This is a genomic window from Clostridium transplantifaecale, assembly GCF_900626075.1.
GTDB classification, from domain to species: domain Bacteria; phylum Bacillota; class Clostridia; order Lachnospirales; family Lachnospiraceae; genus Otoolea; species Otoolea transplantifaecalis.
Genome location: NZ_UYZY01000006.1, coordinates 65,603 through 85,932, shown reverse-complemented (window position 1 = coordinate 85,932; position 20,330 = coordinate 65,603). Strand labels below are relative to the sequence as shown.

Sequence of the window (20,330 nt, the reverse complement as noted above, 5' to 3'; positions counted from 1 at the left end):
GTTCACACCGGACGGATTTACAGAAATATGTCACTGTTTGCGGCGAAGCTGCTCTCTGGCTGCGATGTGGATAATAATTTCTAAACTACACAGGAGGACGGGCAATTTATGCTGGTCGTGAAAAAATTCGGAGGCAGTTCTGTAGCCGATAAAGAGAAGATTTTCAATGTGGCGAGACGCTGTATTGAGGATTATGAAAAAGGTTATGACGTGGTGGTTGTATTGTCCGCCATGGGAAAGACGACGGATGGCCTGCTGGAAAAGGCACATGAGATTACGGACACGCCGTCGAAACGTGAGATGGACATGCTTCTGGTGACAGGAGAGCAGATTTCCGTAGCGCTTATGGCGATGGCATTTCAGTCGCTGGGGGTCCAGGCGGTTTCCCTCAATGCGTCCCAGGTGGCGATGAGGACAACATCCGCTTACGGACAGGCAAAGCTCAAGAGAATTGAGACGGAGAGAATCCGGAATGAGCTGGATGCCAGGAAGATTGTGGTAATCACAGGTTTCCAGGGCATTAATAAATATGATGATATGACGACTCTGGGAAGGGGCGGTTCGGACACGACGGCGGTTGCGCTGGCAGTTGCCCTCCACGCCGACCTCTGCGAGATTTATACGGACGTGGACGGCGTTTATACGGCAGATCCGAGGATTGTGCCAAATGCGAGGAAACTCTCGGAGGTTTCATACGACGAGATGCTGGAATTTGCATCCCTGGGCGCGAAGGTTCTGCACAACCGTTCGGTGGAGATGGCCAAACGGTACGGAGTAAAACTGATGGTCCTTTCCAGTATGACCAGGGCGGAAGGTACGATCATTAAGGAGAAAACCACTATGGAGAAGATGTTGGTAAGCGGTGTGGCCGCAGATAAAAATACAGCCAGAGTTTCTGTGCTTGGTGTGAGTGATGAACCGGGAATCGCTTTCCGTCTGTTCAATCTTCTGGCCAGACATCAGATTAACGTAGATATTATTATTCAGTCTGTAGGGCGTGACAATAAGAAGGATATCTCCTTCACGGTGGCCCGTACGGATTTACAGGAGACGCTGGAGCTTATTAATGTGCACCTTGAGATGCTGACGGCCCAGTCGGTCAGCGCCGACGACACGGTGGCAAAGATTTCCATTATCGGAGCCGGAATGACAAGTAATCCCGGTGTTGCGGCGAAGATGTTCGAAGCGATGTCCAGCGCGAATATCAATATCAAGATGATTGCCACCTCCGAGATCCGTATTACGGTCCTGATTGACGAGGTGGATACAAACCGGGCGATGCGCGTGGTACACGACGCATTTGCGCTCGCTGATTAATGAAGAAGACTGGCCGGTCCGGCCCGATTCATTGTCTGGCGCGTTCCGGTGAGGAGACGAAAGAATGAGAATTTTAGCAGAGCTTATTGAAAGCGCCAGCCAGGGCATCTATCCCTGCCTGTTCCATGTGGTGACGGGAGCATATTGTCCCGGCTGCGGAGGAACCAGGGCGTTTTTGGCGCTGCTTCACGGGCGGATTGCGGACAGTATCTGGCTTAACCCGCTTGTACTTTATATGGCGGTGTCCATTCCCTCTTTTTTGATGTACCGTTTTTACTGCATGCGGAAAAAGAAAACGCCGCGCCCTGCGGTTTGGATGACGGTGCTGTTTATCGGAATTGCGATTCTGGCTGTCAATTTTGTAGTTAAAAATTATTACCTGCTGGTGAGGCATGTGGATTTGCTGGCCGGGATATACTGATGTAAAAAGGCACACGTTACGGTTAAACCGTGAAGTGTGCCTTTTTACATCAGTATATATAGTTGTTTACCGTACATATAGTTGAATCTCATTATGCGGTAGTGTTACTGCGCATTCTGGTACTGATCCAGTATCTGATCAAACATGGAAGACATCTGCGGATCGCGGAGCATGAAATTAACTGCAATCATATACAGGCCTTCGGCTACGCCGAGCACCAGTGCAAGGATGCCTAATACAAGTCCCGCAATAGCCATGCCGGTAAACGGTTCTCCTTTTCTCGAAAGAAAGGAAAGGACGATAGCAGCTACTCCCAGGATAATGGATAAGGGAAATGCAATACAGGCACAGAGAGAAAGGACACCGATAATGCCGCAGATCAGGGAAACCGTTGCCATTCCGTTGGGCTGCTTCGGCGGTCCGCCTGCGGGCTTTCCTCCCTGGTTCCGTCCGTTCTCGGGTCCGTTATTATATTGGTTATCATTGCTGTCATAATAATCCATGGATAAAACCTCCTTTGTATCCTAATGATTGTAACATGGTTTTATTTGGTTGTCCAGAGAACGGTGGAACGGAAATGGGAAAAACAGTACCTGCAGTTACTGCGCAGGGAGTGAACAGTAACTAACTACATCTGTTCGTGGAAGGTACGTTTGATTACCTCTAACTGCTGTTCCCGGGTGAGACGGTTAAAGTTGACTGCATAGCCGGAAACGCGGATGGTTAAAGTCGGATATTCTCCCGGGTGTTCCATGGCATCCATGAGAATCTGGCGGTTCATTACATTGACGTTAAGGTGGTGGGCTCCCTGGATAAAATATCCGTCCAGAATGGAAACAAGGTTTTTAATCCGCTCGTCGGGTGATTTTCCAAGTGCATCGGGGACAATGGAAAATGTGTTGGAGACGCCGTCCTGGCAGACGGCTCTGTAAGGGAGCTTTGCTACGGAATTCAGGGAGGCCAGGGCGCCGTTTTCGTCGCGGCCGTGCATGGGATTCGCACCGGGGGCAAATGGTTCACCTGCTTTTCGGCCGTCCGGAGTGGCTCCCGTTTTCTTTCCATACATGACATTGCTGGTAATAGTGAGGGCGGAGAGCGTGTGAACGGCATTTCGGTACAGGGCGTGTTTTTTTAGCTCACCGGAGAAAAAGGCCATAAGCTCCACCGCAATATCGTCCACCCTGTCGTCGTCATTGCCGTACTTTGGAAAACTTCCCTCCACCTCAAAGCCGACGGCAATTCCATTTTGATTCCGTACCGGCTTTACGGCGGCAAATTTGATGGCGGAGAGAGAGTCTGCAGCGATAGAGAGGCCGGCCACTCCAAAAGCGGCCAGCCGTTCCACCAGAGTGTCGTGCAGGGCCATTTGACTGGCTTCATAGGCATATTTGTCATGCATATAGTGGATGATATTGATCGTATCCACGTACAGACCCGCAACATAGGAGAGCACTTTCTTATAGTTTCCCAGCACCTTCGGATAATCCAGAATCTCATCGGTATCCAGGGGAATTTCGGGAATGACATGCAGGCCCTTTTTCTCATCCATTCCTCCGTTAATTGCATACAGCAGACTTTTGGCAAGATTGGCCCTGGCTCCGAAAAACTGCATCTGTTTTCCGACCGCCATTGCCGAAACACAGCAGGCGATACAGTAATCGTCACCGTACAAAGGGCGCATCAGATCATCATTTTCGTACTGGAGGGAGTCGGTGGATATGCTCATCCCTGAGCAGTATTCTTTAAACGGGCCCGGCAGACTGCCGCTCCACAGCACGGTCAGGTTGGGTTCCGGGGCAGTTCCTAGGTTTGTCAGCGTATGGAGGTAACGGAACGTGGTACGGGTGACCAGCGTGCGGCCGTCTATGCCCATTCCGCCGAGAGCCTCCGTAACCCAGGTGGGATCGCCGCCGAAGAGTTCATTATATTCCGGTGTGCGCAAATGGCGCACAAGGCGCAGCTTGATAATAAATTGGTCGATCAGCTCCTGGGCGCCTGCTTCATCCAGTATTCCCAAATCGAGGTCCCGCTTAATATAGATGTCCAGGAAGGTCGCGGTTCTGCCCAAGCTGGTGGCTGCGCCGTTATTTTCCTTAATTCCGGCCAGATAGGCCAGGTATAGGTTCTGCACGGCTTCCCGGGCATTGCCGGCGGGGCGCCGGATGTCGCAGCCATATGTTTCCGCCATTTCCGCCATCTCGTCCAGTGCCCGAATCTGCATACGGACCTCCTCTCTGAGGCGGATTCTTTCATCCGTCATAGCTCCGTCCAGCATATCCAGATCTTTTTCTTTCTCCTCAATCAGAAAATCGGTGCCGTACAGGGGAATTCGGCGGTAGTCACCCACAATGCGGCCGCGCCCGTAGGCATCCGGCAGACCGGTGAGCAGCCCGGCCGAACGGGCCAGCCGGGTGCGTTCGGGATAGGCGTCAAACACACCGTCATTGTGGGTTTTCCGGTACAGCCGGAAATGTTTTTCGATCTCAGGATTCAACTGATACCCGTATTGTTCAAGGGCCTGGTTGGCGGTGCGGATACCGCCAAACGGATTGACGATCCGCTTTAAAGGCGCGTCGGTCTGCAAACCTACAATCACCTCATTTTCCCTGTCAATATAACCGGGAGCAAAATTGTTGATGCCGGAAACAACATTCGTTTCCACATCGATTATGCCTTTTTTCACTTCCTCCACAATCAGGGCGTGCGCCTTTTGCCAGACTTTCAAAGTACGGCCGGTAGGAGGAGCCAGAAACGCAGCGTCTCCGGTGTAGGGTGTGTAGTTTTTCTGGATAAAATTGCGGACATTTACAAGATGGCGCCATTCTCCGGTGCGAAATCCTTCCCAGGCTTTATTATTTACATTGACAGGCATAATTGATCCTCCGTTTTCTTAATGACTGTGGTATGCAGTGTGCTGTTTAAGTTACTATCCAATACTGTTTTGTGAACGCGTTTCAGGTTGCTATTCTTAAGGTCATTATTCTTAAGGCCGTTATTCATAACCTGCTGCCATCGAACCAGGGCCCCGGGCTCCATCGGCGGCACATGTTCCAGCGGACAGGGAATACCAAGTGTATGATATTTTGGCACTCCCAGTACATGGTAGGGCAGCAGTTCCACTTTCTCTACGCCGCGCAGTGTCCGGATAAAGTCCCGGAGTCCTGTAAAATGTTTTTCTCCGTCCGTAAGCCCGGGAACCGCCACATGGCGTATCCACAAACGAACACCGCTGCTCACGGCGGCATCCAGAAAGCGCAGCGCCTCATCCGGCGACTGCCCCGTAACCGCTCTGTATCCTTCATCCGTATAGTGCTTCACATCAAAAATAACAAGATCCGTGTTTCTAAGAATTTCACGGTATCTGCCGATGCCGCAGCCGGCAGTGTCGAGGCAGGTGGAAATCCCCTCCTCCCGGCATAAAGACAAAGTTTCCAGAAGAAAATCAGGCTGGAGCAGGGGCTCCCCGCCCGAAAAAGTCACGCCTCCCCGGGCGCCGTAATAAGGCTTAAAGCGCTTAAGTCTCCGTATAACCTGCTCCGGTGTAAACGGAGTCCCTCCCTTTACGTTCCAGGTATCGGGGTTATGGCAGTATTGGCACCGCAGCCGGCAGCCCTGTAAAAAGAGCACCGTCCTGATACCGGGTCCGTCAACCAGCCCCATGGATTCAATCGAATGAATGTAACCGGGTGTCATGTGAAAAACCTCCTTTTCTCAGAAAAAAGATCAAAAAAAGCCGACTGTCCGGGCTTTTCTGCCCAGACGGTCGGCCGGTTTTCGATCATACTCCACGTGGTTTTCCACTTGTTCCGTCAGTCATATGATCACCTTGTTTTTTAATATAGCCAGTTAAAAGAAATTTGTCAAGAAAATTTAATTGAGGATTCAAGGGAAAGGGGATTTCCGCCACAGCCCAATTCGCCGCCGCAAGCCCCCCAGGGTGCCCGAAAACCTTCGCATCTTCAGTTCCGGCCATAACCTGCCCGGCGGGGGAGGAGGAAGAAAAAATCTGCGGAGGGGACGTTGGAATCCGCCGGTGCTTGGACGCCGTCTTATGGTGTCTTAGCATCCGCTGCGCATTCCATAAGCGCAAGCGGTCCCCGCAGCAGATTTCTTTCGTCCGTATCCCCCGCATCACAACCCCCGCCCGGAACTGAAGAATAATCCCCCCTTATTCTCATCTTGCACCCTGATAAAGAATCCTGTATAATAATCTCGCACAGGAAAATAGTGGAACTGTTAGTGCTACGACATAAAGTGAGGAAACAGAATGGACATTATACAAATTTTAAAGGACGAACTTCAGATTAACCGCAGCCAGGTAGAGGCTGCAGTCAAACTGATTGATGAAGGCAATACCATCCCTTTTATCGCACGTTACCGCAAGGAGGCCACCGGCTCCCTGAATGATGAGGTGCTGCGTAATCTGGATGAAAGGTTAAAATATTTAAGGAACCTGGAGGAGCGCAAATCCCAGGTTATTAATTCCATACGCGAACAGGAAAAGCTGACCCCGGAGCTGGAAAAGAAGATTCTGGAGGCGGCAACGCTGGTGGCTGTGGAGGATCTCTATCTTCCGTACAGGCCGAAGAGGAAGACAAGAGCCAGCATTGCGAAGGAAAAGGGGCTGGAGCCTCTTGCCAACCTGATCAGCCTGCAGATGACGCAGACACCGCTCCTTAAAGAGGCCGAGAAATATATCTCGGAGGAAAAAGGCGTCCTGACCGCAGAGGATGCGCTTAACGGGGCAAAGGACATTCTGGCGGAGCGGATTGCAGAGACGGCGGAATACAGAACTTATATCAGGAAGACCACGTTTCAGGAGGGTTCCCTCGATTCCTCCGCCCGCGATGAGAAGACGGAATCCGTCTATGAGATGTATTATAACTTCACCGAGCCGCTGAAAAAGACGGCCGGCCACCGGATACTTGCCCTCAACAGGGGAGAGAAGGAAAAAATTCTGACGGTAAAGATTACCGCGCCGGAGGAAAAAATTCTCCGTTTCCTGGAAAAGAAAGTGATTACCAGGGACAATCCCGAGACATCGGGCATTCTGAGGGAAGTGGCGGAGGACAGCTATAAGCGTCTGATTTCTCCTGCCATTGAGCGGGAAATTCGCAGCGAACTGACGGAAAACGCTGAGGCGGGAGCAATCAAGGTGTTTGGGAAGAACCTGGAGCAGCTTCTGATGCAGCCTCCGATCATGGGCCGCGTTGTACTCGGATGGGATCCTGCATTCAGGACGGGCTGTAAACTGGCGGTGGTGGATGCCACCGGAAAAGTACTTGATACGGTGGTAATTTATCCGACGGCTCCTCAGAATAAGGTGGAAGAGTCCAAGAAAATCCTGAAAAACCTGATTAAGAAGTACGGTGTCTCCCTGATTTCCGTAGGAAACGGCACCGCGTCCAGAGAGTCGGAGCAAATTATTGTGGAACTCTTAAAGGAGATTCCGGAGCAGGTGCAGTATATTATCGTCAACGAGGCAGGCGCCTCCGTGTACTCTGCCAGTAAGCTGGCCACGGAAGAGTTCCCGCAGTTTGACGTGGGGCAGAGAAGCGCGGTTTCAATTGCCAGAAGACTCCAGGATCCTCTGGCCGAGCTGGTCAAGATCGATCCGAAGTCTATCGGTGTGGGGCAGTACCAGCATGACATGAACCAGAAAAATCTGAGCGAGGCCCTTCAGGGCGTCGTGGAAGACTGTGTAAACAAGGTGGGCGTTGATTTGAACACTGCATCGGCCTCCCTTTTGGAGTACATTTCCGGAATCAATAAGACGATTGCGAAAAATATCGTTGCCTACCGTGAGGAGAACGGTGTGTTTGACAGCCGCAGGGGGCTTCTCAAGGTGGCCAAACTGGGACCAAAGGCATATGAACAGTGTGCCGGATTCATGAGGATCCAGGGAGGGAAGAACCCTCTGGACACGACCAGCGTGCATCCCGAGAGTTACAAGGCGGCCGAGGCGCTCCTGAAACGTCTCGGATACGATATAAAAGAACTTTCATCCGGAGGAATCAAGGGAATCAGCCGAAAAGTGACGGACTATAAAAAGCTGTCCCAGGAACTGGATATAGGCGAGATTACTCTGAGAGACATTGTCAGCGAGCTGGAGAAACCGGCCAGGGATCCGCGTGATGAGATGCCGAAGCCGATCCTCAGGACGGACGTCATGGATATGAAGGATTTGACACCCGGTATGGTGCTCAAGGGGACGGTCAGAAATGTCATCGATTTCGGCGCTTTTGTGGATATCGGCGTGCATCAGGACGGACTGGTACATATCTCCCAGATGACGGACCGGTATATTAAACATCCGCTGGAGGCGGTCAGTGTCGGCGATGTCGTGGAAGTCAAAGTGCTGAGCGTGGATCTGGGGAAAAAGAGAATTTCCCTGACAATGAAAATAAAATAGTAACTGTTCAGAAGGTGGTATTTCACCAGGTATTTTCAGGCGGTTCGGACTTTGCATCCTGCATGGGTCCGGGCCGCTTTTAAATTAATAACGTCAGCCTGCGGCTGAGACGGCGGAGGACTGCTCGCCCGCGTTACAAAGATGAGACGGGAGGGGATGAATTTTCTGCCGGTAAAGGGGACATGAATTGTCAGCGTAAAGACGATAATTGTTTCATGACATCTCATAAAAAACTTGTCATGTTCTGTGATTTTTGATACAATATCACAAAATGATGTATTATTATGCGAATTATCAAATAATATTATATCAGACAGGAGGGTAAGTATATGAGTAAAGAAAAAGGTAAAAAGAAGCTGCTTGACCGGATCCTGAACGGGATCGAAGTGGCGGGCAACAAGCTTCCGGATCCGGCGACGCTGTTCGTTCTTCTGGCGACACTCATCGTAGTGTTATCCGGTATTTTTAGCGCCATGGGGGTCACCGCGGTCCATCCGGGAACAGGAGAAACCTTATCGGTTGTCAATCTGTTTTCCAAGGCCGGCGTCCGCATGATGTGGAGCAAGGCGGTAACCAACTTTTCAGGATTCGCTCCGCTGGGAATGGTGCTTGTAGCGGTAATCGGTTCCGGCGCGGCTGAAAAGAGCGGTTTTCTGGCGGCGTTTATGCAGAAGATGCTTGGAAGCGCAGCACCGGCATTCGTAACATTTGTAATTATTTTTGTAGGAATCAACGGCAATATTGCCGGGGATGCGGCTTTCGTTGTGATGCCTCCTCTGGCGGCCATCATTTATCTTGGAATGGGAAGGCATCCGCTTTTAGGTATGTTTACCGCATACGCCGGTGTGGCCGCAGGTTTCTGCGCCAACGTGGCTCTCGGGCTTTCCGACGCCCTGGCTTACGGGTATACGGAGGCGGCGGCCCAGATGATTGACCCGAATTATGTGGCGTCTCCCGCCATCAACTATTATTTCCTGATTGCTTCCTGTATCGTACTCTCCATCGTGGGAACAATCCTGACGGAAAAATTCATGGCGCCGCGTTTTGAGGGCCAGGACTTAAGTAAGTATGAATATGATAAAGCGGCGGCCGAACTTTCGCCAAAGCAGCATAAGGCCCTCAATCTGGCCGGTCTTTCTTTCGTGATTACGGTTGTGGTAATCATTGCAATGTGTCTCGGAAGCGATCCCGTTCTCGGCGACCCGGAAACAGGTTCCCTTATGGCATCCACCTCTCCGTTTATGAGCGGAATTATTGTAACAGTATCTATCATTCTCTTTGTACCCGGCGCGGTATACGGATTTGCATCCGGCAGATACAAGAATGACAAGGCGTTATTTGCAGATATCGTGGATGCATTTAAAGATATGGCCCCATACATACTGCTGTGCTTCTTCTGTGCGCAGTTTACAAATTACTTCAGCTGGAGCAACCTGGGGGCGATTATCGCCATCAAGGGCGCCGATCTGCTGACGGCAATGAACTTTACCGGTATTCCGTTACTCGTGGGTCTTGTGATAGTTTCCTGTATCGTCAACCTGTTCATCGGTTCCGCGTCGGCAAAATGGGCAATCCTGGCTCCCGTATTTGTACCGATGATGATGATCCTGGGATATGACCCCGCGGTTACACAGGTGGCATACAGAATCGGTGACTCCATCACCAACCCGCTGTCACCTCTGTTCTATTATTTCCCGCTGATCCTCGGATTTGCCAGAAGATATGAGAAAGATACGGGTATGGGAACAATTATAGCCAATATGATTCCTTATTCCGTGACCTTTACGGTCGCATGGCTAATTCTGCTGGTAATCTGGGCAATGTTTAACCTGCCTCTGGGTCCCGGCGGCGGAATTTTCCTGTAAACAATAACAAAAAATCCGGAGACGGAAGAAAGGCGGGAAAAACCTTCTGGTTTTTCTCGCTTTGCAATTGGTGCGTTACCGCTGCCGAATTTTACGATCCGGAGATAAATGAAAGGAAACAGTATGAATTTTAAAGAGGAGGCTGCGGGGCTGAGTGATTATATCGTCGAGAAGAGGCGTTGGATACACAGCCACGCGGAGGTATCTTTTGAGGAAAAAGATACGACGGCGTATATTACGAAAGAACTGGAAAGCCTGGGGATTGAAACGCAGCGTTTTCCCGATTATTACGGCGTGATTGGCACGATCCGAGGAGAAAAACCGGGAAAGACGGTAATGCTCAGGGCGGACATTGACGCCTTGCCGCTGAACGAGGAGAGCGGGGAGGCATTTTCCTCCTGCAATCCGGGAGCAATGCATGCCTGCGGACACGACTGCCACAGCGCAATGCTTTTAGGGGCGGCCCGTATACTGTGCGGCCATCGTGAAGGTCTCTGCGGCACGGTAAAACTTTTATTCCAGTCGGCGGAAGAATCCTGCCATGGGGCGAACTACTATGTAGATCACGGATATCTGGACGATGTGGACGCCCTGATGGGAATCCACGTCTGGGCCAGTATGGAAACAGGTTTTATGAATATCGAGGATGGATTCAGGATGGCGTCCTGCGACAATTTTAAAATCATTGTGGAGGGCTCCTCGGCACACGGCTCCACCCCGCACCTGGGGCACGACGCTATCGTGGCAGCCAGCTCGATTATCATGAATATACAGACCTTTGTCAGCAGGGAAAATGATCCGCTGAATCCAATGGTGGTATCGGTGGGTATGGTGAAGGCCGGAACCCAGTTCAATATCATCGCCGACCGCGTGGAGATGGAAGGGACCATCCGGACATATGGAGTGGAGATGAGAAAGAAGGTTCAGAAGGAACTGGGAAGAATCATCGGCGGCACGGCGGAGGCGCTTGGATGCAGAGCTGAATTTATCAATAATCCGATTGAACCTCCGGTTAATAATGACGACTTCGAACTCAATGAAACAGCCAGGGCGGCGGCAGTGAAGCTGTATGGAGAAGATGTCCTTAAAAAGATGCCGAGGGTAATGGGCTCCGAGGACATGTCCATTCTGATGGAAAAAGTTCCGGGACTGCTGTGTTTTATAGGCTATTATAATGAGGAGTGCGGAAGCGTTTATCCCGTTCACTCCGTCCATTTCCGTGTGGATGAAAAACTTCTGCCAAGAGGAGCGGCGCTCTATGCGCAGTTTGCTTATGATTATCTGGAAGGCGGAGAAGTGGAAGAGGAGGGGAAATCGCTGTGAATATAAAAGAACTTGCAGGAGAACAGAAGGAATATATACTTACGCAGCGCCGCTTTTTCCACGCGCATCCTGAGGTATCAAAGGAAGAGGCGGGGAAAACGGAACATATCGTAAGAGAACTGGAGGCAATGGGCATTCCGGTCCGCACATTTGACGACTGCACCGGTGCGGTGGGAACCATCGAGGGAACCCGTCCGGGCGGGGAACCGGGGGCGGGAAAAACCGTGATGCTGCGGGCGGATATAGATGCCCTGCCGATCACCGAGCCGCAGAATAAAGAGTACTCCTCACAGAATCCGGGCGTGATGCATGCCTGCGGCCATGACTGCCATATGGCCATGCTTCTGGCGGCTGCAAAAATCCTTTCGTCTCACAGGGATGAATTTTCGGGTACAGTGAAACTGCTCTTCCAGATGGGAGAGGAAGTCGGGATAGAATCAAAGCATTATGTGGATAACGGCGCACTGGACGGCGTGGATGCAATTTTCGGAATGCATGTGTGGGCGCTCCTGGACTCCGGCTGCGTCAATTTTGAGGACGGGGAGAGGATGGCGTCCAGCGACCGTTTTACAATCCGGATCAAGGGCTGCTCCTCACACGGAAGCGCCCCTCACGAGGGAAAGGATGCCGTCGTAGGAGCGGCCGCCGTTGTTATGGCGCTTCAGACTCTGGTAAGCCGTGTTAATAACCCGCAGAACACCTTTGTACTGTCGGTGGGGATGATGAATGGGGGAACCCAGTCCAATATTCTGGCCGGACAGGTGGAACTGGTGGGAACCACCAGGACGTTTAAAAGAGAGTTCAGAAAGAGCCTGCCAAAGCTCATCACCGATATGGCCTCAGGCATAGCCATGGCATACGGCTGCGAGGCGGAGACGGAATACTGCTTTTTCCCGGGACCGGTTATTAACGACCATGAGGATTTAAATAAAATAGCGAGAAGCGCGGCGGAGAAACAGATGGGAAAAGCGGCCCTTGTTCATTTGGATAAAATGACGGGTGCGGAGGATTTTTCCGTTCTGATGGAGAAGGTCCCCGGAGTTTATGGATTTTTAGGAGTGAGAAACAAGGAAAAGGGAATCTGCTGTGTGCATCATCATCCTGATTTCGAGGTAGATGAGGAACAGCTTCCGAATGGAACGGGAATCTATGTGCAGTTCGCGATAGATTATCTGAATGGATGAGAGAAACAGGGGAAGCGTGTTACTGGGCATACTATGCCCAGTAACGGATGCGGAGGAAAGAAATAGTTCTTGCCATTCCGTCGTCGTAAAGTTATAATTACAATACAAGTCGATGCCGTTTCAAGGCATCCGGATTTTTATTCCTGCAATGCAGTTTTGCATTGTAACCGGCAATTTCTGCCATAGTTCAACAGATAAAAGGATACGCTTTATTTTATATAATCAAGGTACTCCTCAATTGTAAGAGCCGGTGTAAAATCCTTAAGAATCTGCCTTGCTTCTTTTGCCTGGTTTGTCAGAAGGCGGTAAGCGGTAAGAGCCATCAGTTTGGCGGGATTTACAAAAGCCTTTTCCTCATCGGTCAGGCGGAAATCTTTGCTGTGCAGTGCGCCCTCGAATCCGCCGAAGGTAAAATTGAGCACCGGTATCAGGTGGGTCAGGTCGCCGACATCGGTGGAAGTCATATTTTCCTGGCCGGGTGTGATGGAAGTCCAGCGGATGGAGCTGCCGATGAGCCCGGCGGCGTCTATCATGACCTGATCCGGCAGGCGTTCAATGACGGGCAGATAGCCGGGCACATCTTTAATCTCAACCTCGGCGCCGATGGCATAGGCAGCTCCTTTGAAGGCGCGGTCCGTTTTCTCAGATACTTCGGCGACGGCTTTCAGGCTGCCGGCCCGCACCATCATATCGAGAATGGCTTTATCGGGCACGACGTTGACGGCAGAACCGGCTTCTTTCATAATAGGATGCACCCGGACATAATCTTTTTCCTGGAATGTTTCGCGTATCATGCCGAGAGCGCTGAGGGCCAGGGCGGCCGCATTCATTGCATTGATTCCTTCATGGGGAGCTCCTGCCGCATGGGCGGCTTTGCCGTAAAATGTCGCCGTTTTTCCAATGAATCCGGTGCAGGCGTTGTTGCCGAGGACGAAATCATATTCACTGAAAGGCAGCATATGGGCGTGTGTGGTTATCGCTATATCAATGTCCTCAAAACAGCCGCGGGAGATCAGTTCGGCCTTTCCTCCGGAATGGGTGGAAATCTTTTTTTCCCTCAGCCCGCAGCGTATATCCTCACTGAGAAATTCCTCGGATGGTACGGCAAAAAAGGTGGCCAGTCCGTCCAGCTTACCGGCAACTTCCGGAGCCGTCAGGGCAATTGCGGCCCCGAGCATCGCTATCATCTGGGCATGATGGCCGCAGGCATGACTCATTCCGTCGGGAGCGGCCTGCGGGTGGGAGGGGCAGAGAATTCCATCCAGCTCACTGATCAGGGCGAGATTTACACTGCCCTCTTTGCCGACGGAAGCGCGGAGCCCTGTTCCAGCCAGGCCGGTACGGACGGATAAACCGAACTTTTTCAGTTGTTCTGCAATAAAAGCGGAGGTATTTACTTCGGCGAATCCACGCTCTGCGCGGGTATAGAGTGCATTCCCCATGGAAATCAGTTCTTCACGGTGTTCATCAATGATATTTAATATTTGTTTTTCTGTCTCGTTCATGTTTTTTCTCCTGCTGTTCAGAAAGATCCTAGGTGAGATAACAGTTCAGCCATAATACATTCCGCGAGGTGTTTTCACGTGTTTTGCGTGAAAATCCCGAGTTATGCGGTTGGTCTGAATCCGTATTCATTTTCATGTTTTATCTTGTGAGTGTAATTAGAATATCAGGCCAGGTTCCTGCCCGGCCTCACGGTTGGGCAAGGTTATACTTCTTCGGTAATGGAAACCTCGCCTGCAATATTCGTATTAAAAATTTCGCGGACTTTTTCCGGATCATCCGTCTGTCCCAGAGCCCACATCAGTTTTGTAACGGCCGCTTCGGTCGTCATATCGCGGCCCGGGATGACTCCGCATTCCAGCAGACGCCGTCCCACCTCGTAGATTGAGAAATCACTTGGCTCGTACAGGCATTGGCTGCATGCCACGACGCTGATACCGGCTTTAGTGAGCTGCTCCAGTTTTTCAAGCAGATTCCTTCTGAAAAAGTGCAGTCCGCCGGCTCCGAATGCTTCCAGCACGATTCCGCGGTATCCCAGGTTTTTCAGCGCATCAAAGATGGCCGGTTTGGTGTTAGGAATCAGCTTCAGCAGAAAAACGTCGGTGGATATGCTGTCATTTAAAACAGCGCGGCAGGAGCCTTCGGTTGGCGGATCGGCAAGCGGGGCGGAAGATACCGGCTTTTCCGGCTCATGGTATCTGCGCATTCCATTGGCGAAAACTTCCGCCAGATAGGGGGCGTTAACACTCTCAAAAGCTTCAAAACCAAGTGTCCTCACCTTGACGGCGCGGCAGCCCAGCATAATCCGGCGGTTGAATGCCACACAGACGCCGTTTATTTTGGCGTCAATGGCGGCAAAGGCCGAGTATAGATTGTTTCGCGCATCGGTCAGCATGTTGTCGATAGGCATCTGTGAGCCGGTCAGCACAACGGGGATAGGCAGGCCCTGGAGCATGAAAGACAGCATGGAGGAGGTATATGCCATGGTATCGGTTCCATGGGTGACGACGATACCATCATAAATATCCAGATTTTCGAAGATATTGCGGGCTATTTTTTTCCATTCCTCCGCCTGGATATTGGAACTGTCCAGACTGAGCAGCTCGCGGCAGGTGATTTCATAACGTGATGTTAAATCTCCCATATAAGAAAGCAGCTCATCCGCATTCATCTCGGGCTCAAGGCCGTTCGTGCCTTCTTTGGATGCGATGGTGCCTCCTGTGGTGAATAATAATATTTTTTTCATATTGTTTTACCATCCTTTATGCTCACAAGTATACAGGAAACGATATAGGCTGGCAAGGGGGAAGAAAGGTGTTACGGTTCACTCCGTGACCTGTAACACGCGGCGCGGCGCATAGAAATGGATACCTGGCAGAGAGGGAAATACCGTTTTGTAAAATGCATGATTGACAGCGTGGAAACTGTCTTTTTGACAAAGATGGACAACCGCGGGAGAATGCAGCCCCGATTGACTTTTTTCAGTTCCTATATTAAGATGTGGGAAGGAAATATTGGTGTTTTGTCCCTTCGGTATTAATCGTTGCCCGGCTGGGCGGGGAGATAGGACACCGGAGAAAAGAGGCGTGTAATATGGATTTACGAATTAAAGTAACGGCAAGGGAGATCTTCCTGTTTTCCCTTCACCACTATTACCATTCCACAGCAGGCGCGATAAGCATCGGCTGTTCGGTGCTGGCCCTTGGAGCGGTGGCGGCCACCTGGTCTGCGCAGCCTGGCTATATGAAGGGAGTTCTGGCGCTGGCGGTAATATTGATCGCGGCGACCCAGCCGTTTGTCCTGTACAGGAAAGCCGGCAGGGAGACGCTGGATCCCCAGAGATCAAAGGAAACCCATTTTAAAATAGATTATAACGGACTGAGGGTGCACCAGGGGAAGGATAAGGCTGTAATCCGGTGGAACCAGATTGTAAAGGTGGGAAAGATATCGGATATTTATATCCTGTATCTGACCAAGGACAGGGCATACCTGTTCCCGGAGCGGGTACTCGACGGGAGCAAAAAAGAGCAGTTTCTGAACGTAATCAGAGAGTATGTCCCGGCAGAAAAGAGGAAAGGGATCTGAGATGACAATAGAGACATTTACACCGGAAGAGACATTTGAACTGGGAGAGAACCTGGGAAAGAAAGCAAAGCCGGGAGAGGTGTACTGCTTAAACGGAGATCTGGGAGTGGGGAAGACCGTATTTACCCAGGGTTTTGCGAAAGGACTCGGCATTGAAGGGCCGGTGAGCAGCCCTACGTTTACCATTGTCCAGCAATACGACGACGGGCGTCTTCCGCTTTATCACTTTGACGTCTACCGGATTGGAGACATCAGCGAGATGGATGAAATCGGCTATGAGGATTGTTTTTACGGTGATGGAGTCAGCCTGATAGAGTGGTCCAATTTGATCGAGGAAATTCTGCCGGAACAGCTTACACAGATCCGGATTGAGAAGGATTTGAAAAAGGGTTTTGACTACCGCAAAATAACCGTGGAGGAAAGAAAATGAGAATTCTAGGAATAGAAAGTTCATCTCTGGTGGCCTCGGTGGCCATTGTGACGGACGATGTTGTTACGGCAGAGTATACGGTGAATTTAAAGAAAACGCACTCACAGACGCTGCTGCCTATGATCGATCAGATGATGGGGATGCTGGAGGAGGAGCCGGGTACCGTTGATGCTATTGCTGTCTCGGGAGGACCCGGGTCTTTTACCGGACTCCGTATCGGCTCGGCGACGGGGAAGGGGCTGGGGCTGGCGTTAGGTAAACCGCTGATCCATGTTCCAACCATGGACGCTATGGCCTATAACCTCTATGGAGCTTCCGCATTGATTTGTCCGATCATGGATGCGAGAAGAAATCAGGTCTATACAGGTCTTTACCATTACCGTGATTCATTCGAGGTGGTCAGGGAACAGTGGCCGGCGGATATAAGGGAGCTGGTGGAAGAACTTAACCGGATTGGGGAAAAAGTTATTTTTCTCGGTGACGGAGTGCCTGTCTGCCGGCATATAATAGAAGAAGAAATAAAAGTCCCCTATGAGTTTGCACCGGCTCACGTAAACCGGCAGAGAGCAGCCGCAGTGGCAGCCCTGGGAGCCGTTTATTACAGTCAGGGTAAAACTGAGGATGCGTCGGAACATAAGCCGGACTATCTGCGCAAATCCCAGGCAGAACGGGAACGCGAGGTAGCGGAACGCCAGGGGGAAATGGATAAACTGGCGGCAGGGATTGTGGTAGTGGAGAAAAGCGGGGAGTAATAGAAATGGCGTCGATTCGTTTGATGGAGCTTAAGGATTTGCCGGATGTGGCGGAACTGGAGCAGAAAAGTTTTACAGTACCCTGGTCCGGGAAACTTCTCGAAGAGTGCCTGGAGAGTCCTTTAGACAAGGTATGGGTGTTGGAAGAAGAAGGAAAAATTAAGGGATATTGCAACTTCCGCGTCATAGCCGGGGAGGGTGAACTGATGAGAATTGCCGTCCTGCCTGCGTCCAGGGGGAGGGGGTACGGCAGGGAGCTTATGGAAATCCTGGCTGAGTATGCCAGCATAAACCAGGTGGAAGAAATCAGTTTAGAGGTAAGAGCTTCCAACAGCGCAGCCATAAATCTTTATAAATCATACGGTTTCAAAACAGAAGCAGTCAGAAAAAGGTATTACACCGCTCCTGACGAGGATGCACTCATTATGTGGCGCCGTCACAGTTGAAAAAATTACCACCTGAAATCGTGAATAAACCAGATATAATGTAGGAGTATCCCTGACGGTGATGCTCCTATTTTCTCTGCAGCAGGGAAAATCAGAGCTTCGGAAACCGGACGGGAAAAATGAGATAAAAAATAAAAAAGGTCCGGTCAGGAAAAAGAGGGACAAGCCAGAAAACAGGTGACACACGATAAGAAGAAAGGCGAGGATATTATGAGAAAGTACAAAGAAAATGGACAATTGGAAGCTGTCTGCTGTAACATGTGCGGGAAAAAGATGGTTGTGAAAGACGGAATTCTGAGAGAAGGGACTGCCCGTTTTGACTATGTGTGGGATTATTTCTCGGAAAAGGATGGAGAAGTGCATCATTTTGATCTCTGCGAGGAATGTTATGACAGGATGACGGCGGAATTCTGCATTCCGGTAGATATTGAAGAGCAGGTAGAGCTTTTGTGACAGGATTAATATGTGAAAACACTTCGCGGAATATATCCGTGTGAACAATAAATCAATCGCATCCGCATCCCAACTAAATCCTCATCCCCCTTGCAACCTGGCTTCCTTTTATGGTATGATTTGGGAGAACTATTTGACAGGATGTATATAGAAAAGAGGATTTTACATGTTAGACGTTTGTCTGCTGGGAACAGGGGGGATGATGCCGCTGCCGTACAGGTGGCTGACATCGCTGATGACCCGCTGTGACGGGAGCAATTTATTAATAGACTGCGGTGAAGGAACCCAGGTGGCGCTGAAAGAGAAGGGATGGAGCCCGAAACCGATTGATGTAATGTGTTTTACCCATTACCATGCGGATCATATCAGCGGCCTTCCGGGCCTTTTGCTGACGATGGGAAATGCGGAGCGTACAGAGCCCGTGATTATGATTGGACCGAAGGGCCTGGAACGGGTGGTCGGCGCTCTCAGGACAATAGCGCCGGAACTTCCTTTTCCGCTTCAATTTATTGAAATGACGGAACCAAGGGAAAAATTTGAGATAGGACCTTACGTGCTCGACGCATACAAAGTGAACCATAATGTCACCTGTTATGGATATTCTGTTTCCATCCCAAGAAAGGGACGGTTTGATGTGGAGCGCGCAAGAGAACAGCAGATCCCCCAGAAGTTCTGGAGCAGGCTTCAGAAAGGCGAGATTGTGGAGGACGGCGGACGTACCCTGACGCCGGATATGGTATTAGGAGCTGCCAGAAAAGGAATCCGCGTCACATACTGCACGGACACCAGGCCGGTTCCCGTGATTGCGGAATATGCGCAGGATGCGGATCTGTTTATCTGTGAAGGAATGTACGGCGAGGACGGAAAAGAGTCCAAGGCAAGAGAATATAAGCATATGACAATGTATGAGGCGGCAAACCTCGCAAAGACGGCGAAACCTGCGCAGATGTGGCTTACCCATTACAGTCCTTCCCTCACCAGACCGGAAGAATATATGGATAAGGTCAGAGAGATATTCCCTGAGGCAAAAGCGGCAAGGGACGGCTGGACGGCAGAGCTGGGTTTTGAAGAAGACTAGGAAGCGGGAGGAAGAAAGCGCCATGAAAAAACATACAACCGATGAAGATGTTTATATTCTTGCAATTGAAAGCTCCTGCGACGAGACCGCAGCTTCCGTGGTGAAAAACGGCCGCCAGGTGCTCTCGAATGTCATATCGTCACAAATTGACCTTCATACACTCTATGGAGGGGTGGTTCCGGAAATTGCCTCCAGGAAACATATAGAGAAGATCAACCAGGTAATTGAAAGCGCCCTGAAAGAGGCGGACATGACCCTGGAGGAAATTACGGCAATTGCAGTCACTTACGGTCCCGGCCTGGTTGGTGCGCTTTTAGTTGGAGTGGCCGAGGCGAAAGCGTTGGCTTATGCCGCTAAAAAACCACTTGTAGGAGTCCATCATATAGAAGGACACGTATCGGCCAATTTTATTGAGAATGCGGATTTGGAACCTCCGTTTGTCTGCCTTATCGTATCCGGAGGGCATACACACCTTGTAATTGTGAAGGATTACGGAGAATTTGAGATTATTGGAAGAACAAGGGATGATGCCGCCGGAGAGGCCTTTGACAAAGTGGCAAGGGCTGTGGGCCTGGGTTATCCGGGAGGGCCTAAGGTGGACAAGGCAGCACAGGGCGGAAATAAGCACGCAGTGGAATTCCCGAGAGCCAAAGTCGGGGAGAATCCCTATGACTTCAGTTTCAGCGGTTTAAAATCGGCTGTTCTTAATTATATTAATCATGCAAAAATGACAGGAGAAGAGATTGCCGTTCCCGACCTGGCAGCCTCATTTCAGAATGCCGTAGTGGAAGTTCTGGTTACAAGAACAATTGCAGCGGCCAGGGAGTATGGCTATGACAAGGTTGCAATCGCCGGAGGCGTTGCATCGAATACGGCCCTCAGGGAAGGAATGGAGGAAGCCTGCCGTAAAGCCGGGCTCAAATTCTATCACCCGTCCCCCATTTACTGTACGGACAATGCGGCGATGATTGGTGTGGCGGCCTATTATGAATACATCAATGGCTCCCGGGCCGGCTGGGATCTGAATGCAGTGCCGAATCTGAAGCTGGGGGAACGCTGAT

Annotated in this window: 18 protein-coding genes and 1 riboswitch; of the genes, 13 read left to right on the top strand and 5 right to left on the bottom strand. The window is 50.8% G+C overall.

The genetic code is table 11. The features are described from left to right. The first annotated feature begins 108 nt into the window (after positions 1 to 108). Together EJL91_RS20055 and EJL91_RS20050 are read left to right on the top strand one after the other, a co-directional pair. Positions 109 to 1,317 carry an aspartate kinase gene (locus tag EJL91_RS20055; RefSeq protein ID WP_125143739.1) on the top strand — a complete coding sequence of 403 codons (1,209 nt, stop codon included), beginning with the start codon at positions 109 to 111 and terminating at the stop codon, positions 1,315 to 1,317. A 64-nt stretch (positions 1,318 to 1,381) separates the two neighbouring features. Next, positions 1,382 to 1,738 carry a DUF2752 domain-containing protein gene (locus EJL91_RS20050; RefSeq protein ID WP_125143738.1) on the top strand — a complete coding sequence of 119 codons (357 nt, stop codon included), beginning with the start codon at positions 1,382 to 1,384 and terminating at the stop codon, positions 1,736 to 1,738. 104 nt (positions 1,739 to 1,842) lie between these two features. Here the strand turns inward: EJL91_RS20050 and EJL91_RS20045 are convergent, their stop codons facing one another. From EJL91_RS20045 to pflA, 3 genes are all read right to left on the bottom strand, one after another. Further along, positions 1,843 to 2,241 (bottom strand): DUF4190 domain-containing protein, encoded by a 399-nt coding sequence (locus tag EJL91_RS20045; protein WP_125143737.1) that lies wholly within the window; start codon positions 2,239 to 2,241, stop codon positions 1,843 to 1,845. A 125-nt stretch (positions 2,242 to 2,366) separates the two neighbouring features. Beyond that, positions 2,367 to 4,610: a formate C-acetyltransferase gene (gene pflB, locus EJL91_RS20040; RefSeq protein ID WP_125143736.1), complete on the bottom strand. Its 2,244-nt coding sequence runs from the start codon at positions 4,608 to 4,610 to the stop codon at positions 2,367 to 2,369. Then, positions 4,595 to 5,431: a pyruvate formate-lyase-activating protein gene (gene pflA / locus EJL91_RS20035; RefSeq protein WP_125143735.1), complete on the bottom strand. Its 837-nt coding sequence runs from the start codon at positions 5,429 to 5,431 to the stop codon at positions 4,595 to 4,597. Before pflA ends, pflB begins: the two co-directional genes overlap by 16 nt. A 53-nt stretch (positions 5,432 to 5,484) precedes the next feature. Then, positions 5,485 to 5,565, bottom strand: a riboswitch (ZMP/ZTP riboswitch). Positions 5,566 to 6,005: 440 nt separating this feature from the next. On the opposite strand from pflA, the gene EJL91_RS20030 reads away from it, so the two are divergent. From EJL91_RS20030 to EJL91_RS20015, 4 genes are all read left to right on the top strand, one after another. Continuing rightward, entirely contained in the window at positions 6,006 to 8,150 is a 2,145-nt protein-coding gene (locus EJL91_RS20030) for a Tex family protein (protein ID WP_125143734.1), read from the top strand. A 329-nt stretch (positions 8,151 to 8,479) separates the two neighbouring features. Next, positions 8,480 to 10,015 (top strand): AbgT family transporter, encoded by a 1,536-nt coding sequence (locus tag EJL91_RS20025; protein ID WP_125143733.1) that lies wholly within the window; start codon positions 8,480 to 8,482, stop codon positions 10,013 to 10,015. A gap of 123 nt (positions 10,016 to 10,138) precedes the next feature. Further along, positions 10,139 to 11,338, top strand: a complete 1,200-nt coding sequence (locus tag EJL91_RS20020; RefSeq protein ID WP_125143732.1) for an amidohydrolase — start codon at positions 10,139 to 10,141, stop codon at positions 11,336 to 11,338. Further along, on the top strand, positions 11,335 to 12,522 hold the full coding sequence (locus EJL91_RS20015; RefSeq protein ID WP_125143731.1) for an amidohydrolase: 1,188 nt from the start codon (positions 11,335 to 11,337) through the stop codon (positions 12,520 to 12,522). The genes EJL91_RS20020 and EJL91_RS20015 overlap by 4 nt, the downstream gene beginning before the upstream one ends. Before the next feature lie 209 nt (positions 12,523 to 12,731). Here EJL91_RS20015 and EJL91_RS20010 read toward each other — a convergent pair whose 3' ends face one another. Beyond that, the gene (locus EJL91_RS20010) at positions 12,732 to 14,027 is read right to left on the bottom strand and encodes an amidohydrolase (protein ID WP_125143730.1); all 1,296 of its coding nucleotides are present in this window, start codon (positions 14,025 to 14,027) and stop codon (positions 12,732 to 12,734) included. Between the two features lie 203 nt (positions 14,028 to 14,230). Further along, positions 14,231 to 15,271, bottom strand: a complete 1,041-nt coding sequence (locus EJL91_RS20005) for an asparaginase (RefSeq protein ID WP_125143729.1) — start codon at positions 15,269 to 15,271, stop codon at positions 14,231 to 14,233. Between the two features lie 347 nt (positions 15,272 to 15,618). Here EJL91_RS20005 and EJL91_RS20000 point away from each other — a divergent pair, with 347 nt between their 5' ends. The 7 genes from EJL91_RS20000 (at position 15,619) to tsaD (ending at position 20,329) form a co-directional block, all read left to right on the top strand. Next, positions 15,619 to 16,110 carry a YcxB family protein gene (locus EJL91_RS20000; protein WP_125143728.1) on the top strand — a complete coding sequence of 164 codons (492 nt, stop codon included), beginning with the start codon at positions 15,619 to 15,621 and terminating at the stop codon, positions 16,108 to 16,110. A 1-nt stretch (position 16,111) separates the two neighbouring features. Then, entirely contained in the window at positions 16,112 to 16,540 is a 429-nt protein-coding gene (gene tsaE / locus EJL91_RS19995) for a tRNA (adenosine(37)-N6)-threonylcarbamoyltransferase complex ATPase subunit type 1 TsaE (RefSeq protein WP_125143727.1), read from the top strand. After that, positions 16,537 to 17,292 (top strand): tRNA (adenosine(37)-N6)-threonylcarbamoyltransferase complex dimerization subunit type 1 TsaB, encoded by a 756-nt coding sequence (gene tsaB, locus EJL91_RS19990; RefSeq protein WP_125143726.1) that lies wholly within the window; start codon positions 16,537 to 16,539, stop codon positions 17,290 to 17,292. Before tsaE ends, tsaB begins: the two co-directional genes overlap by 4 nt. Before the next feature lie 5 nt (positions 17,293 to 17,297). Continuing rightward, positions 17,298 to 17,738 carry a ribosomal protein S18-alanine N-acetyltransferase gene (gene rimI / locus EJL91_RS19985; RefSeq protein WP_243125491.1) on the top strand — a complete coding sequence of 147 codons (441 nt, stop codon included), beginning with the start codon at positions 17,298 to 17,300 and terminating at the stop codon, positions 17,736 to 17,738. A gap of 210 nt (positions 17,739 to 17,948) precedes the next feature. After that, positions 17,949 to 18,191 (top strand): hypothetical protein, encoded by a 243-nt coding sequence (locus EJL91_RS19980; protein ID WP_206429529.1) that lies wholly within the window; start codon positions 17,949 to 17,951, stop codon positions 18,189 to 18,191. Between the two features lie 166 nt (positions 18,192 to 18,357). Then, on the top strand, positions 18,358 to 19,269 hold the full coding sequence (locus tag EJL91_RS19975) for a ribonuclease Z (RefSeq protein WP_125143724.1): 912 nt from the start codon (positions 18,358 to 18,360) through the stop codon (positions 19,267 to 19,269). Positions 19,270 to 19,291: 22 nt separating this feature from the next. Further along, a complete protein-coding gene (gene tsaD / locus EJL91_RS19970) occupies positions 19,292 to 20,329 on the top strand; it encodes a tRNA (adenosine(37)-N6)-threonylcarbamoyltransferase complex transferase subunit TsaD (protein WP_125143723.1) in 1,038 nt (345 codons plus the stop codon). Position 20,330: the final 1 nt, after the last annotated feature.